This window comes from Pseudomonas mendocina (assembly GCF_003008615.1).
Taxonomy (GTDB): domain Bacteria; phylum Pseudomonadota; class Gammaproteobacteria; order Pseudomonadales; family Pseudomonadaceae; genus Aquipseudomonas; species Aquipseudomonas mendocina_C.
Window position 1 is genome coordinate 4,572,765 of sequence record NZ_CP027657.1, and the last position, 14,121, is coordinate 4,586,885.

Annotated in this window: 11 protein-coding genes; 3 read left to right on the forward strand and 8 right to left on the reverse strand. The window is 64.0% G+C overall.

Annotated elements, in window-relative coordinates; translation table 11 throughout:
• Positions 1 to 99: 99 nt before the first annotated feature.
• From C7A17_RS21180 to C7A17_RS21200, 5 genes are all read right to left on the reverse strand, one after another.
• Positions 100 to 822 carry a class II aldolase/adducin family protein gene (locus C7A17_RS21180; protein WP_106740150.1) on the reverse strand — a complete coding sequence of 241 codons (723 nt, stop codon included), beginning with the start codon at positions 820 to 822 and terminating at the stop codon, positions 100 to 102.
• Positions 819 to 2,333 carry an amino acid ABC transporter permease/ATP-binding protein gene (locus C7A17_RS21185; protein ID WP_106740153.1) on the reverse strand — a complete coding sequence of 505 codons (1,515 nt, stop codon included), beginning with the start codon at positions 2,331 to 2,333 and terminating at the stop codon, positions 819 to 821. The genes C7A17_RS21180 and C7A17_RS21185 overlap by 4 nt, the downstream gene beginning before the upstream one ends.
• Before the next feature lie 109 nt (positions 2,334 to 2,442).
• The gene (locus tag C7A17_RS21190) at positions 2,443 to 3,249 is read right to left on the reverse strand and encodes an ABC transporter substrate-binding protein (RefSeq protein ID WP_106740155.1); all 807 of its coding nucleotides are present in this window, start codon (positions 3,247 to 3,249) and stop codon (positions 2,443 to 2,445) included.
• Between the two features lie 45 nt (positions 3,250 to 3,294).
• Entirely contained in the window at positions 3,295 to 4,335 is a 1,041-nt protein-coding gene (locus C7A17_RS21195) for an isopenicillin N synthase family dioxygenase (RefSeq protein WP_106740157.1), read from the reverse strand.
• Between the two features lie 9 nt (positions 4,336 to 4,344).
• Positions 4,345 to 5,187, reverse strand: coding sequence for a sugar phosphate isomerase/epimerase family protein (locus C7A17_RS21200; RefSeq protein WP_106740160.1), 843 nt, complete (start codon positions 5,185 to 5,187; stop codon positions 4,345 to 4,347).
• Positions 5,188 to 5,612: 425 nt separating this feature from the next.
• Here C7A17_RS21200 and C7A17_RS21205 point away from each other — a divergent pair, with 425 nt between their 5' ends.
• From C7A17_RS21205 to C7A17_RS21215, 3 genes are all read left to right on the forward strand, one after another.
• On the forward strand, positions 5,613 to 6,506 hold the full coding sequence (locus C7A17_RS21205) for a LysR family transcriptional regulator (protein ID WP_106740162.1): 894 nt from the start codon (positions 5,613 to 5,615) through the stop codon (positions 6,504 to 6,506).
• 121 nt (positions 6,507 to 6,627) lie between these two features.
• Positions 6,628 to 8,193: a methyl-accepting chemotaxis protein gene (locus tag C7A17_RS21210; RefSeq protein WP_106740165.1), complete on the forward strand. Its 1,566-nt coding sequence runs from the start codon at positions 6,628 to 6,630 to the stop codon at positions 8,191 to 8,193.
• A gap of 85 nt (positions 8,194 to 8,278) precedes the next feature.
• Complete coding sequence (locus C7A17_RS21215) at positions 8,279 to 8,872, forward strand: tRNA-uridine aminocarboxypropyltransferase (RefSeq protein ID WP_106743084.1); 594 nt, start codon at positions 8,279 to 8,281, stop codon at positions 8,870 to 8,872.
• Positions 8,873 to 9,012: 140 nt separating this feature from the next.
• On the opposite strand, the gene C7A17_RS21220 is transcribed toward C7A17_RS21215, so the two are convergent.
• The 3 genes from C7A17_RS21220 to C7A17_RS21230 all read right to left on the reverse strand — a co-directional run bounded on the left by C7A17_RS21220 (position 9,013) and on the right by C7A17_RS21230 (position 14,121).
• Positions 9,013 to 10,371 (reverse strand): HlyD family type I secretion periplasmic adaptor subunit, encoded by a 1,359-nt coding sequence (locus C7A17_RS21220; protein ID WP_106740167.1) that lies wholly within the window; start codon positions 10,369 to 10,371, stop codon positions 9,013 to 9,015.
• A 12-nt stretch (positions 10,372 to 10,383) separates the two neighbouring features.
• The gene (locus tag C7A17_RS21225) at positions 10,384 to 12,534 is read right to left on the reverse strand and encodes a type I secretion system permease/ATPase (protein ID WP_106743086.1); all 2,151 of its coding nucleotides are present in this window, start codon (positions 12,532 to 12,534) and stop codon (positions 10,384 to 10,386) included.
• A gap of 231 nt (positions 12,535 to 12,765) precedes the next feature.
• Entirely contained in the window at positions 12,766 to 14,121 is a 1,356-nt protein-coding gene (locus tag C7A17_RS21230) for a TolC family outer membrane protein (protein WP_106740170.1), read from the reverse strand.

Below are 14,121 nucleotides of genomic sequence, written 5' to 3' on the forward strand. Positions count from 1 at the left end.
GGCAAAAACTTACTTCAGGATTGTTTGAAGTAAGGCTGTAAGCCACGTGTTTGCTGCGTTTTGTGGTGATGCAGAAGGTTGTGGTGCGCACACTGCCGCCTATTGCCGGTAGCTGGGATCTAGGCGATCGAGCTTGCGCAGCCAGGCCTTCCAGATCAGCTGGCGCTGCCATTCGGCGCCCTGCAACTGCTCGCAGGCGTGCTGCGCCAGGTGCGTAGGAATCTCGCTGCAGGGCTGGCCACCGCCGGTGGCGGCGAGCTGGATCTCGCAGGCGCGATTCAGGTAATGCATGACGTAGAAGGCATCGGCGACGCTGGCGCCGACGCTGAGCAGGCCGTGGTGGCGCAGCAGCAGGGCGATGTTGTCGCCCAGCGAGGCCTGGATGCGCACGCGCTCGTCCAGATCGAGTGCCACGCCTTCGTAGGCGTGGTAGCCCAGTCGGCCGTGGAACTCGGTGCTGATCTGGTTGAGCTGCAGCAGGCCGGCGTCCTGGGCGGCCACCGCCATGCCGGCCAGGGTATGGGTGTGGATCACGCAGTGGGCGTCGTCGCGGGCCATGTGTACGGCGCTATGGATGGTGAAACCGGCGACGTTGTAGTCGGCATTGCCCTCGACCACCTTGCCGTGCATATCCACCACGATCAGGTCGCTGGCGCGAATCTCCTCGAAGAACAAGCCGAACGGATTGATCAGAAAGCGCGGCTCGCCGTCGCCGGGCAGGCGCACGGAAAAGTGCGTGTAGAGCGTGTCGTCCCAGCCGAACAGGGCGGCCAGGCGATAGGCCGCAGCAAGATCGCGGCGCAGGGTGGCGATGTCGTTCATGCGTTCTCCAGGCCGATGAAGCGGCGTACGCGTTCGTGGTTGCCGGTGCGGATGGCGTCGGGCGAGGCGTCGAGCTGGACGTGGCCGTTTTCCATGAACAGCACGCGGTCGGAAATCGACAGGGCGAAGTCCATCTCGTGGGTGACGATCAGCATGGTCATGCCCTCACGGGCCAGGTCGCGGATCACTGCGAGCACGTCGCCAACCAGTTCCGGGTCAAGCGCCGAGGTGGGTTCGTCGAACAGCATGACGTCCGGCTTCATTGCCAGGGCGCGGGCGATGGCCACGCGCTGCTGCTGGCCGCCGGAGAGCTGGTGCGGGTACTTGTCGGCATGGGCCAGCAGGCCGACCTTGTCGAGCAGCGCCAGGGCCTGCTGGCGCAGGTCGGCGGTATCGCCCAGGCCGTGGTAGCGCGGCGCGAGCAGTACGTTGTCTACGATGGTGCGGTGCGGGAACAGGTTGAAGCTCTGGAACACCATGCCGATGCGTCGCACGCCTTCGCGCTGGCGGCGGTTCTCGGGGCGGTCACCGGCCTGGATGAAGGCTTCGCCGAACAGCACGATCTCGCCCTGGTCGATGCTTTCCAGGCCATTGATGGTGCGGATCAGCGAGGTCTTGCCGGAGCCGGACGGGCCGATGATGGATATCACCTCGCCGGGCTGTACGCTCAGGTCGATGCCCTTGAGCACATGGTGATCGCCATAGTGCTTGTGGATATTGCTCAGGTGCAGCGCCGCCGGTTCCCCGGGCTGGCGAGCCTGGGCGCTGCCGGCTGTGACCCGCGGCAGGCTGCTACGTAGCTCTGCGATCTGTGTATCGCCGAGGGTGCTCGGCTTGCGGCGGCCCAGGTCGAGGTGGCGTTCCAGATACTGCAGGCCCCAACCGAACAGGCTGACGATCAGCACGTAGTACACGGCCACGCCGCCGAGGGTCTCCAGCACCAGGAAGTTCTGTGCGTAGAGGCGCTGGCCGACCAGCAGCAGCTCGCTGAGGGAGATCACCGAGACCAGTGAGGTCAGCTTGACGATGGTGACGTACTCGTTGGTCAGTGTCGGCAGGGCGATGCGAAAGGCTTGTGGCACCACGATCAGCCGCTGCGCGCCGAGCCGGCCAATGCCCAGGGCGCGGGCCGCCTCGCGTTGACCTTTGGCCACCGAGAGCAGGCCGCCGCGGTGAATCTCCGCCATGTACGCCGCTTCGGTCAGCACCAGGGCGAACAGGCCGGCATAGAACGGGTTGGACAACACCTTGCCGCTAGCCGGGATGAGTTGCGGCAGGTTGTAGACGAAGATCAGCAGCACCAACAGCGGCACGCTGCGAAAGAACCACACGTAGATCGCGGCCGGCGCGCTGAGCCAGCGGCTGGTGGCCTGCTTGGCACTGGCCAGACCGAAACCCAGCACCAGGCCGAGCAGCCAGGCCAGGCTACTGAGTTTTACCACCGTCCAGCACGCGGCCCAGAAGGCCGGCATGGAAAACAGGGAGAAGAAATAGCTCCATTCGAACGGCATATGGGGCACCTGCGACTCAAGCCGAAAAAAGGCCGCTGGCCGGAGCGAGTACCGGCCAGCGGGGTGAAGCGGTCATGCCAGGGCGGTATCACCCGCCCAGGTTTTTGTTTCAGGCTTCTTCCAGGTTGTATTTCTTCAGCAGCTCGGCGTACTCGCCGCTGGCCTTGAACTCGTCCAGTGCGGCTTTCAAGGCGTCGAGCAACTGGGCATTGCCTTTCTTCACGTAGATGCCCAGCACCTGCGGGTAGATCGAGCCCTTGGAGCTGATAGCGATGCGGCCCTTGGCGCGTTCGACGATGCGCAGCGAGGCAGCGTCGATTTCCAGGTGCGCCTGGATATGGCCGGAAAGCAGCGCCTGGGTGGTTTCGGCGGTGGTCGGGTATTGGTTGATGGTGATGGCGCCCGCACCTTGCTCCTTGCAGTAGCCGTCGGAGACTTTTTGCAGCGCCGGAATCCACGAGGTGCCCTGTTGCAGGCCGACGGTCAGGCCGCACAGCTCTTCGGGCGTCGCTGGTTTCTTCTCGGCGTCGCTGCGCACCATGATCGCCGCACCTGTCTTGGCGTAGGGGATGGCGTCGGCTTTCTCCAGGCGCTCGGGGAGGATGTACATGCCGGAAATGATGGTGTCGAAACGGCCCGCGTCGAGGCCGAGGATCAGGTTGGGGAAGCTGATATCGCTGAAGCTGGCGGTAAGGCCCAGGCGCTTGGCCAGAGCGGCCGAGACTTCCGGGTCGAAGCCGAGCACCTTGTCGCCTTCGTAGTATTCGAACGGCGGGTAGGAAATCTCCATGCCCACCTTCAGCTCGCCGCTGGCGAGGGTCTTGGGCGTTTCGGCGGCGTGTGCGGTGGCGAACAGGCCAGCGAGGGTGCACGCGAGGGCCAGGGCGGTGGTACGCAGCGGGGTACGGGTTGCCATTGTGCTTATCTCCGGATCAATTTTTTGTGTTGGCAGGGGGGAAAGTCACAGCGCGCTCGGCTGGTGCTTCAGATGGCCGAAGCTGGACGGCCGGCGGGCGCGTTCGGGCAGCTGCAACTGGCCGTCCTCGACGCGCTTCTTGAGGTATTGGTAGGTCTGCAGCGCCTGGCTCCACATGTGCTCGCCGATGCTGATGGTTTCGTAGCTCTGGCCGGTGGCTTCGAACTGCGGCAGCGGGCGGATCTGCGTGTGGTAGTCGCAGGCATAGAAGAAGGGGAACGAATAGCGCTCCTGGCTGACCTTGCGCACGCGGTGCGAGGTGGCGACGAAGGTGCCGGCGCTCATCACTTCGAGCATGTCGCCGATGTTGACGACGAAGGTGCCTTCGCGAGGCGGGGCATCGATCCACTGGCCGAGGTCGTTCATCACCTCCAGCCCGGGGCGGTCGGCGAGCAGGATGGTGAAGCACTCGTAGTCGGTGTGGGCGCCGATGCCGGGCGCGTCCTGCGCGTCGCCGTCGAAGGGATAGTGGATCAGGCGCAGTTTCGACGGTGGGAACTTGGCCATCTCGTCGAAGGTGTTTTCCGGCAGGCCGAGTGCCAGGGCGAAGCCACGGAACAGCGTGCGGCCAAGCTGGAAAATGTGCGCGTAGTAGGCCTGCACCGCCTCCTTGAAGTTGGGCAGGGTTGGCCAGTCGTTCGGCCCCAGCAGCGGCGTGCCGGCCAGCACCAGCGGGTTGTCGGCGGGGACTTCGAAACCGATGTCGAAGGCTTCCTTGTGATCCGGCTTGCCGGCGCTGTAGCGCTCTTCGCCCTCGGGTACGAAGCCTTTGTGGCTGGCCGAGGTGCCGATGTAGTGGCGCATCTTGGCGTCCAGCGGCTGGGCGAAGTAATCCTCGGCGGCGCGGTGCAGGCCGTCGATCAGCGCCTGCTCGATGCCATGGCCACTGATGTAGAGAAAGCCCACGTCACGTGCGGCGCGGCCCAGGTTCTCGGCCACGGCCAGACGCGCGACCGGGTCACTGCTGAACAGGCCGGCGATGTCGACCACGGGGATTTCGGTGAAATGCTTGGCGTTGTTGTTCATCACGGCTCCTCAGCGACTGGTGAAACGGTGGAAGTGCTGGCGTTCGCAACGCGCCATCCACTGGTTGAGCTGCCACAGGTCGGCCACCGGTACATCGGTGAAGGGCAGGTGGTGCAGGTAGCCATCGGGGCCGAATTCGGGGGTCAGGGTGGTGCTCTGCAGGCCGCGTTTTTCCTGGCTGCTCCAGATGCTTTCCCAGTGGCGCTGATGGAAGGCCAGCACCTCGGCGTATTCCGGCGCGCCGGGGTGCGGTACCTGCGGGCCCTGGTCATAACCGACGCGGGCCTGGATATGGTCGACGCGCTCGATGAAGGGCGAGAGGTCGTCGGCGGGATCATCCAGCAGGCGCTCGCAGGTCACCAGCCAGTGACTGATGTCGCTGGTGAAGCGCAGCTCGGGCACCTGGCGGATCACATCGAGGGTCACCCATGGGCTGTACAGCGAGCGCCCGCGATGAATCTCGAAGCAGACGTGCAGGCCGCAGGCCGAGGCCAGTTCGACGGCACGGGCGAAGAAGTCGACCTGTTCGCTCAGTGCCCAGCGGTCGTTGCCGGGCAGTACATTGACCAGGCGCGGCTCGAGTTCGGCAGCCCAGTCGAGCTTTCTGCGCAGGTCTTCGAGGTGCGCCTGAGGGCTGTCGCTCTGACGCGGCAGTACCGGGGTGGAGGTGAACAGGGTGGCGATATAGGGGACGCTCTGCTCGCGCAGCAGGCGGGCGTTTGCACTGCGTTGTGCGGTCGTCTCGGGGATACGTGCCTCGATGCCGTCGAAGCCGGCACCGAGCGCTTCGTCGAGCGCTTGCTGCCAACTGCCGCGATAACCCCAGAGGGTGCGGAAGATTTCCAGTCGCATGGCCGTCTCCTGGAGAGGGCGAAGGTCAGCGGCAGATTGGCAAAGGGGCGTGGTGTGGCGCCCGGTGGCGTCCGGTTCGAGCCGGCGCCTGGTTATGGCTGCATTGTTGGCTCAGCGCGCGAACGGGTTAAATCGCGTTGAGCAAATACTTAGTTCAGCGATTACTGAACTATCGATGTTCCGCACGTTGTCCCGGATTTCCTCCGGGCTACCAAGCCAATACCGTTCTGTAGGGTGCGCCGTGCGCACCGGTTTTTACGCCGGCCGGTGCATGGAACTGGGCGATGTAGGAGCGGCTTCAATCGCGAAAGGCGCGGACAAACCCGCTCTGAACGCTGCGCTGCTCTGAACGCTGCGCTGCTCTGGATGCCGGCGGTGCTTGTATGGCGCTACACTGGCGCTCTGTTAATCCGCCGTGCGCCCTCATGTCCTTCGCCTTGCCCGACCTGAAACTGTTGAAGATCTTCGCCTGCGTGGTACGCCACCAGGGTTTTGCCGCTGCGCAGCAGGAGCTGAACCTGTCCACCTCGGCGATCAGCACCTACATGAGCCAGCTGGAAAGCCAGCTCGGCATCGTGCTTTGTCATCGTGGTCGCGGTGGCTTCAGCCTGACCAGCAAGGGCGAGCTGTTCTACCAGGAAACCCTGCGCCTGCTTGGCGAGCTCGAGGGCTTCGAGCGCTACTCGGCGGCGCTCAAGGGTGAATTGCGCGGCACGCTCAATCTTGGTGTGCTGGACTCCACCGTCAGCGACCCGGCCCTGCCGCTGGCCGAGGTGATCGGTGCCTACAGCCAGGAGCACCCGGGCGTGCATATGCACCTGTCGGTGATGAGCCCTTACGAGCTGCAACTGGCGGTGCTGGACAACCGTCTTGATCTGGCCATCGGCGCTTTCTCCACGCGCATGAACGGCCTGGTCTACCAGCCGCTGTACCGTGAGCAGCATTGGCTGTACTGCAGTGAACGGCACGCCTTGTTCGAGCAGCGGCGGATTCCCGAAGAGCTGATCACCCAGCAGCGCATGGTTGGCCGCGGATACTGGAGCCAGGCCGAGCTGGCCCGACACGGTTTCAAGCACAGCGCGGCGACCGTGGAGTCGATGGAAGCGCAGCTGATCCTGGTGCTTTCCGGTGCCTATATCGGTTATCTACCGGAACATTACGCCCAGCCCTGGGTGGATCAGCGCAAACTGCGTGTGCTGCTGCCCGCCACCTTCGGTTACCAGGCACCGTTCTCGCTGATCCTGCGGCGCGGGCGGACACGTGAGCCACTCATTCAGACGTTTCGTGATCTGCTCAAGACGCAACTGAATCAGACCTGAAACAGGGTCGCCTTTATCCTCCGAAAGACGTAAAGCCAGCGGCTGGCGCGCTTATTAGGCTGTGCTAGTACTTAATCATACGCCTGTATCACCCCCTAAAATTTCGACCAGGGATGCCTCGATGCGCCAGAACCTCCCCGTGACTCAGCGGGAAAGAACCTTTCCCGCTGATGAACGCCTGATTTCTACCACCGACCTCAACAGCAAGATCACCTACTGCAACGATGCCTTCGTCGAAATCAGCGGTTTCACCCGAGAAGAGCTGGTCGGTCAGCCGCATAACCTGGTGCGCCACCCGGACATGCCACCGGCGGTATTCGGCCATATGTGGGAGACCATCAAGCAGGGCAAGCCCTGGATGGGCATCGTCAAGAACCGCTCGAAGAATGGCGATTTCTACTGGGTCAGTGCCTATGTCACGCCCATTTACGAGAATGGTCGGATCGCCGGTTACGAGTCGGTGCGCTCGCTGCCCAGCGACGCGCAGAAGCGTCGGGCGGAAGCCCTCTATGCCCGCCTGCGGGCTGGCAAGTCACCGGTGCCGAGGCTGGAGTACTGGACGTACGATCTGGTGCGCTCCTGGCCGCTGATCGCCGCGTCACTGCTGATCCTGGCCTCGCACTGGGTGCTGTCCGGCCCGTGGTTGATGGCCTTCATCCTGCTCACCCTGTTCGCCCTTGGTTCCTACCAGCTGTACCGCACGCGGCAACTCATTCGCGGCACCCTGGACGAGCACCCGAAAGCCTTCACCAGTGGCCTGGTGGCACTCACCTACAGTGACAACCGTGGCGCCCAGGCGCTGCTGGACATGGCCATGATCAGCGAGGAGGCGCGGCTGCAGACGGCACTGACACGGCTGGAAGATGCCGGCGAGAACGTCAAGAAGCGTGCCACGCAGTCGGCCGAACTCTCGCGCTCGGGCGCCCAGTTGCTCGACCAGCAGCGCGCCGAAACCGATCAGTCGGCCACCGCGATCAACCAGATGGCGGCGACCATTCAGGAAGTCGCGCACAACGTGCAGAACACCTCCCATGCCGCCGAGGAAGCGGATCGCCTGGCCCGCGAAGGGCGCGATTTGGCCGTTGGCAGCCTGGATTCGATGCGGCAGATGGCCAAGGCGGTCAACGATATCGGCCAGGCGGTCAATGAACTGGCCAACTCCACGCAGTCGATCGGCAGCGTTGCCGACGTGATCACCTCGATTGCCGAGCAGACCAACCTGCTGGCGCTCAACGCTGCCATCGAGGCGGCGCGCGCAGGCGAGCAGGGCCGGGGCTTCGCGGTGGTGGCCGATGAGGTGCGTTCGCTGGCCTCGCGTACGCGGCAGTCCACTGAGCAGATTCACCAGATCATCGCTGACCTGCGTGCGGGCGCCGAGCGTGCGGTGGCGACGGCGGGCAAGGGCGAGGAGATTTCCCGTGGCAGCGTGCAGAGCGTCGAGTCGGTACGCGATGCGTTGGAGGGCATCAGCTCGGCGGTCACGCGTATTACCGGCATGAGCCAGCAGATGGCGGCGGCCTCCGAGGAGCAGAGCCACGTGGCCGACGACATCAGCCGGCAGATCACCCGCATTGCCCAGCTCTCCGACCACAGTGCCGGCCAGGCGCATCAGGGCGCGGCTATCAGCCGCGAGCTGGAAGAAATGGCCGACTACCTGCACAGCCTGGCGGAGCGTTTCAACCGCTGATCGGCGTGCAATCGGGGCGAATTGAACACGGCCTCGATTGCAGCTGCTCTACGCGGGCGCGCTGCGTTCTGGCACACTGCGCGGCATGCCTCGCCTGACCTGCCCCCGCTGCCAGCGCCCGCTCAGCCATTGCTTGTGCGCGCTGATTCCTGACCTCGACAGCCGTACCCGTGTGCTCATCCTGCAGCACCCGAGCGAGGTCGGTCATGCCCTCAATACCGCTCGCCTGGCAGCGCTTGGACTGCGCAACGCCGAGTTGCGGGTGGGGGAGGTGTTCGATGATCTGCCGCAGTTGCTGGCGCAGCCGGGGTATCGAGCGTGCCTGCTGTTTCCCGGTGATGAGGCCGCGGCATTGACGGCCTATGTCGCCAATGAGCAGCCGCTGCTGCTGGTGCTGCCCGATGGCACCTGGCGCAAGGCGCGCAAGCTGTTGCACCTCAACCCGTCTCTGGCGGCACTGCCGCGCGTCAGTCTGGGCGCGGTGGCCCCGTCGCGTTATCGCCTGCGCAAGGCGCCGGAGGAAGGGGCGCTGTCGACCATCGAGGCAATTGCCACGGCATTGGATACTCTGGAAGCGCCACAGCGTTTCGATGCGCTGCTCAAGCCGTTCGATGCGTTGATCGAAGGGCAGATCGCGGCGATGGGTGAAGAGGTCTTTATCCGCAACCATCGGCGTTAGGTGCGGTGCACCCTACAGCACGAGGCATTGATAGGTAGGGTGCGCTGCGCGCACCAGGGCTGACGATTTTCACGGTGTCGGTTTTGGGTCTGGTGCGCATGGCGCACCCTACGGTTTGCGTTGGCCCGGCTGCAACCGCTTCAACGTTCGCGCATGGCTTCCGAACGAGCCTTGAGCACGGGTTTGAGCAGGTAGGCCAGCACGCTCTTCTCGCCGGTGATGATGTCCACCGTGGCGACCATGCCGGGGATGATCAGCAACGGATGCTCTTCGCTGCCCAGGTGGCTTTTGTCCGTGCGCACCTGAATCAGGTAGAAGCTGTTGCCTTCCTCGTCGGTGATGGTGTCGGCGCTGATCAGCTCCAGGTTGGCCTTGAGGCCGCCGTAGATGGTGTAGTCGTAGGCGGTGAACTTGACCATGGCCTTCTGGCCCGGGTGCAGGAAGGCCACGTCCTGCGGCCTGACCTTGGCCTCGATCAGCAGGCTGTCGTCCAGCGGCACGATTTCCAGCATGTCGCTGCCAGGCTGTACCACGCCGCCGATGGTGTTGACCTTGAGTTGCTTGATCACCCCGCGCACGGGCGAGGTCACGGTGGTGCGGGTCACCTTGTCCTGAATGGCGACGCTGGTGGCGGTGATCTTCTGCAGCTCGGTGCGCACTTCGTTGAGCTCCTTGAAGGCATCCGAGCGAAAGCCCAGTTCGGACTCTTCCATCTTGCTCTTGATTTCGCTCATCGCCGCTTCGGCACGGGGAATGGCCAGGTTGGTGGCTTCCAGCGAACCACGCAGTTCCACAACGCTACGGCGCAGGCGCAGTACTTCGACCTCGGAGATGGCGCCGGAGGCTACCAATGGTTGTGACATGTTCAGTTCCTGCTGCAGAAGGCCCAGGCTGGAGCGGTACTGCTGTGCCTTGGAGCGGAATTCTGCGAGTTCCTGTTCCTTCTGCCGCAGTTGCTCGCCTAGGGTGCGTTGCTCGCTCTTGAGGCGCTGTTGGCGTGAGCGATACAGGGCCAACTCGTCTTCTGCCAACCGAGGTGCGCTCTGGGTAACCTCTTCGGGTAGTTTCGGCTCGCGTCCTTCAGCTTCCGCGCCGAGCCGTTCCAGACGAGCGACCAGTGCCAGGCGGTCAGCCTCGGTTTCACCGCGATTGGACAGGAAGCGGGTGTCATCCAGCCTCAGCAGCGTATCGCCCTTGTCCACCACCTGGCCTTCACGGACGAAGATCTCGCTGACGATGCCGCCCTCCAGGTTCTGAATCACCTGCACCTTGCTCGAGGGGATGGCCTTGCCTTCACCCGTGGTGACCTCCTCCAGCACGGCGAAGTGCGCCCAGCCCAGCGCAGCGAGCAGGCAGGCGCTAACCGCCCACACCGTGATGCGGCTGAGCCAGGGCGAGTCTTCCAGAATGGCGCCTTCCACTTCCGGCATGAATTCGGTGTCCTGGCGTTTCTCGCGCAGGCTGCCGAAGTAATTGCCGAGGCTCTGGGTCAATTGCATCAGGCTTCGCTCCTACAGGCTGGCCGGGCCGACACGGCCCTTGCGCAAGGCTTCGATCACGGATTCTTTCGGCCCGTCCGCCACCACATGGCCGTTGTCCAGCACGGCCAGGCGATCCACCAGGCTGAGCATGGAGGCGCGATGGGTGATCAGGATCAGCGTCTTGCCCTGCACCCATGGGTGCAGACGCTGGCGCAGCAGGTCTTCGCTGGTGTTGTCCATGGCGCTGGTGGGCTCGTCGAGTACCAGGATCGGCGGGTCGAGCAGTAGTGCGCGGGCCAGCAGCACGGCCTGACGCTGGCCGCCGGAAAGCAGTTGGCCGCGCTCGCCCACCGGGCGGTCAAAGCCCTGTGGATGTTGCCGCGCCAGGTCGACCACGCCAGTCAGTTCGGCGACTTCGAGCATGCGCGCATCGTTGATGTAGCGGGCACCGAGGGTGAGGTTGTCGCGCAGGCTGCCGGCCAGCAGCGGTAGGTCGTGGGCGACGTAGCCGATCTGGTGGCGCAGGTCGGCGACGTCGAGCTGACGCAGGTCGAGGTTGTCGAGCAGAATCTGTCCTTCGTCGGCGCTGTAGAAGGCCATCAGCAGCCGCGCCAAGGTGCTCTTGCCCGAACCGCTGCGGCCGATGATACCGAGGCGCTCGCCCGCACCTAGGCGCAGGCTGACGTTGTTCAGCGCCGGCGCGCTTTGGCCAGGGTAGGTGAAGCTGATCTGACGGATGTCGAGGGCGCCCTTGAGCTGGGTACGATCCAGCGGCCGCTGCTTGTCCTGGCGCTCCTGCGGCAAGGCCATCAGCGCGTCGGTGCTGGTCATGGTCAGGCGCGCCTGCTGGTAACGGGTGATCAGGCCGGCGATTTGCCCCAGCGGCGCGAGAATGCGACTGCCGAGCATGTAGCAGGCCACCAGCGCACCGACGCTGAGGTTGCCGGCGATGATCAGGTAGACCCCGGCGACGATGGTGGTCATGCCGGCGAACTGTTGCAGGAACAGAGTGCCGTTGGTGGCCAGTGAGGCGAGGAATTTTGCATGGCCGTCCAGGCGGGTGAGGGCGCCGTGGGTTTGCTCCCACTGATGCTGACGTTCGCTCTCCGCGCCGCAGGCTTTGAGGGTTTCCAGGCCTCCGAGGGTTTCGATCAGCAGCGCCTGGCGCTGCGAGCCGAGTTGCAGACTCTTCTGCACCGTGTCGCGCAGGCGCACCTGGATGATGTAGGCGAACAGCGCGGTAATGGGGAAGGCCAGCAGGGGGATGAACACCAGCGGCCCACCGATCAGGCCGATCACCAGCAGCATCAGCAGGGAGAAGGGCAGGTCGATCAGGCTGGTCAGGGTGACCGCAGTGAGGAAGTCGCGCAGCCCCTGGAAATCGTGGATGCTCTGGGCGAAACCGCCGATGGTCGCCGGCCGTGCCTTCATCGACATGCCGGTGATGCGCTCGAACAGGGTGGCGGAGAGCACCACGTCGGTCTTTTTGCCGGCGGTGTCCAGCAGGTGGGCGCGCAGCACTTTCAGCAGCAGTTCGAAGCTTGTGCCGATCAGCAGACCCACGGCCAGCACCCAGAGTGTCGAAGTGGCCTGGTTGGGTACCACGCGGTCGTAGGTCTGCATCACGAACAGCGGCACCATCAGAGCCAACAGGTTGATCAGCAGGCTGGCGAGCACGGCATCGGTATACAGCCAGCGCGACAGTTTGAGGGTGTCGCGAAACCAGGCTTCGATGCGTGGTACCAGTGGCGTACGAGCTTCCTCCAGCTCATGCCGTGGGCGAGCGAAGAAGGCCTGGCCGCTGTACTCGGCGGCCAGTTGTTCGCGGCTGACCCATTGCTCGCCGCCATCCGTTTCGCAGGGCAGGATCTGTGCCTGCTGTTTAGGCCCCCACTGGCGCAGCACGGCGCTGCGGCCGTCCTTGAGCAGCAGCAGTACCGGCAGGTTGAGCGGTGAGATGCTGGCCAGATCACGTTGCAGCAAGCGTCCTTGCAACCCTGCCCGGGCGGCGGCGCGGGCCAGCAGGTCGGGGCTAAGACGCTGCGCCGGCAGAGGCAGCCCTGCGCTCAGGCTGCCGCGGCTGGCGGAGCAGCCATGCAACCTGCACAGGATCAACAGGCCATCGAGCAACGGGTCGTCATGGCTGAGACGTGGATCGCTGGCCGGCCCTGGCCGTTCCATGGTGGTCAATTTCTACTACTCCTCAGAGCTTGTGCAAGGTCTGCTGCGCGTCGGCCATGCTGCGTTTAGATCGGGCTCAGGACGCTCATTTACAGCACGTAAACTCGAGTGCGAGCCCAGTCTGTTCTTCGCCCGATTTCGCCTTGCCTGGCTCTAGCTCGCGAGACCTGGCTGTACAAGGTCTGCTGCGCATCGGGCCCACGTGCATTCGCGTGAGCCCTTGAGCCGCGACTACTTCATGTCCGGCAAGCGTGCTTCGCTCTTCACTTCGGAGAGGGCTACCGCTTCCGCCGGGGCGACGACCTGTTGCTGGCGCAGCAGATCACCCATCGCAGCAACGACGCGGTACATCGAGAACTCTTCGCCGTAACGAACCTCGGTGTAGCGGCGGTTGGCGGTGAACAGTTCGTTTTCACTGTCGAGCAGGTCGAGCAGGGTGCGTTGGCCCAGGCTGAACTGCTGCTGATAGGCCTCGCGAACCCTTGAGGTGTAGTCGGCGTAGTCACGTGCCTTGGGTGTTTGCAGGCGTGCGTTTTCCATGGCGTTCCAGGCCAGCGAGAGGTTCTCGTTGAGCACGCGCAGGGCGTTGTTGCGGATGTCCATCGATTCGTTGATCTGGTGTGCGGCTGACTGCAGGCGGGCCTTGTCGCGCATGCCATTGAACAGGTTGTAGTTCATCACCACCGCGGCTCGCCACGTGTTGTAGTGGCCCTCGTCCCCCTGCACGTTGTCGTTGGCATTGGTGGCCAGCTCCAGGTCGAAGCGCGGGTAGAAGGGTGACTTGGCGACCTCGTACTGCTTCTCGGCCGCGTTGACGTCGGCCTGCGCGGATTTCAGGAAGGGGTTGTTATCCATCACGGTCTGGCGGGCAGCGAGCAGGTCGGCCGGCATGTTGCCCTTGACCGAGGCGGGCGACTCCAGCTGATCCGGCAGGCGGCCGACCGCGCTGAAGAAGTTGGCTTCGGCGTCGGCCAGGTTGACCTCTTCGGTGTAGAGGTTGTTCTGCGCCAGGGCCAGACGGGCCTCGGATTGATCCAGATCCGCCGTGCTGCCGACGCCCTGACGGTTGCGCATGCCGATCTGATCGTTGATGCGCTGGTGAGCCTGCAGGTTGTTGCGTGCCAGGGTGACCATTTCACGGCGCATCAGCACGTCGAGATACACCTCGACGGTGCGCAGTGCCAGGCTTTCGGAGGTACCCAGCAGGCGATAAGCGCGGGAGTTGACCACCGCTTGCGTACGCGCCACTTCGTTGGGCGTGTTGAAACCGTCGAACAGCATCTGCCGTAGGCGTAGCTCGGCATCACGGTAATTCAGGGTCTCTTTGTTGTGATCGCCCAGAGCACGGGTGCTGGGGCTGTCCGTGCGCTCGCGGCCATAGCCCACCAACAGATCGACGGTGGGTAGATAACCGCCTTTGGCGAACTTCACGTCTTCGTCCGACGCAAGACGGCTGTTGGCAGCCGCATGGATCTCAGGGTGGTTATCCAGCGTGCTTTGGATAGCCTCCGTCAAGTTCATGGCCTGCACCTGACTGCAAACCGTCGCCAAAAGCATGGCGCTCCACAGGATGTTGAGTGTGCGCAT

Coding starts and splice junctions, on each gene's coding strand:
- C7A17_RS21180 (WP_106740150.1), bottom strand. CDS start 822: ATGAACGACATCGCCACCCTGCGCCGCGATCTTGCTGCGGCCTATCGC.
- C7A17_RS21185 (WP_106740153.1), bottom strand. CDS start 2,333: ATGCCGTTCGAATGGAGCTATTTCTTCTCCCTGTTTTCCATGCCGGCC.
- C7A17_RS21190 (WP_106740155.1), bottom strand. CDS start 3,249: ATGGCAACCCGTACCCCGCTGCGTACCACCGCCCTGGCCCTCGCGTGC.
- C7A17_RS21195 (WP_106740157.1), bottom strand. CDS start 4,335: ATGAACAACAACGCCAAGCATTTCACCGAAATCCCCGTGGTCGACATC.
- C7A17_RS21200 (WP_106740160.1), bottom strand. CDS start 5,187: ATGCGACTGGAAATCTTCCGCACCCTCTGGGGTTATCGCGGCAGTTGG.
- C7A17_RS21205 (WP_106740162.1), top strand. CDS start 5,613: ATGTCCTTCGCCTTGCCCGACCTGAAACTGTTGAAGATCTTCGCCTGC.
- C7A17_RS21210 (WP_106740165.1), top strand. CDS start 6,628: ATGCGCCAGAACCTCCCCGTGACTCAGCGGGAAAGAACCTTTCCCGCT.
- C7A17_RS21215 (WP_106743084.1), top strand. CDS start 8,279: ATGCCTCGCCTGACCTGCCCCCGCTGCCAGCGCCCGCTCAGCCATTGC.
- C7A17_RS21220 (WP_106740167.1), bottom strand. CDS start 10,371: ATGCAATTGACCCAGAGCCTCGGCAATTACTTCGGCAGCCTGCGCGAG.
- C7A17_RS21225 (WP_106743086.1), bottom strand. CDS start 12,534: ATGGAACGGCCAGGGCCGGCCAGCGATCCACGTCTCAGCCATGACGAC.
- C7A17_RS21230 (WP_106740170.1), bottom strand. CDS start 14,121: ATGCGCACACTCAACATCCTGTGGAGCGCCATGCTTTTGGCGACGGTT.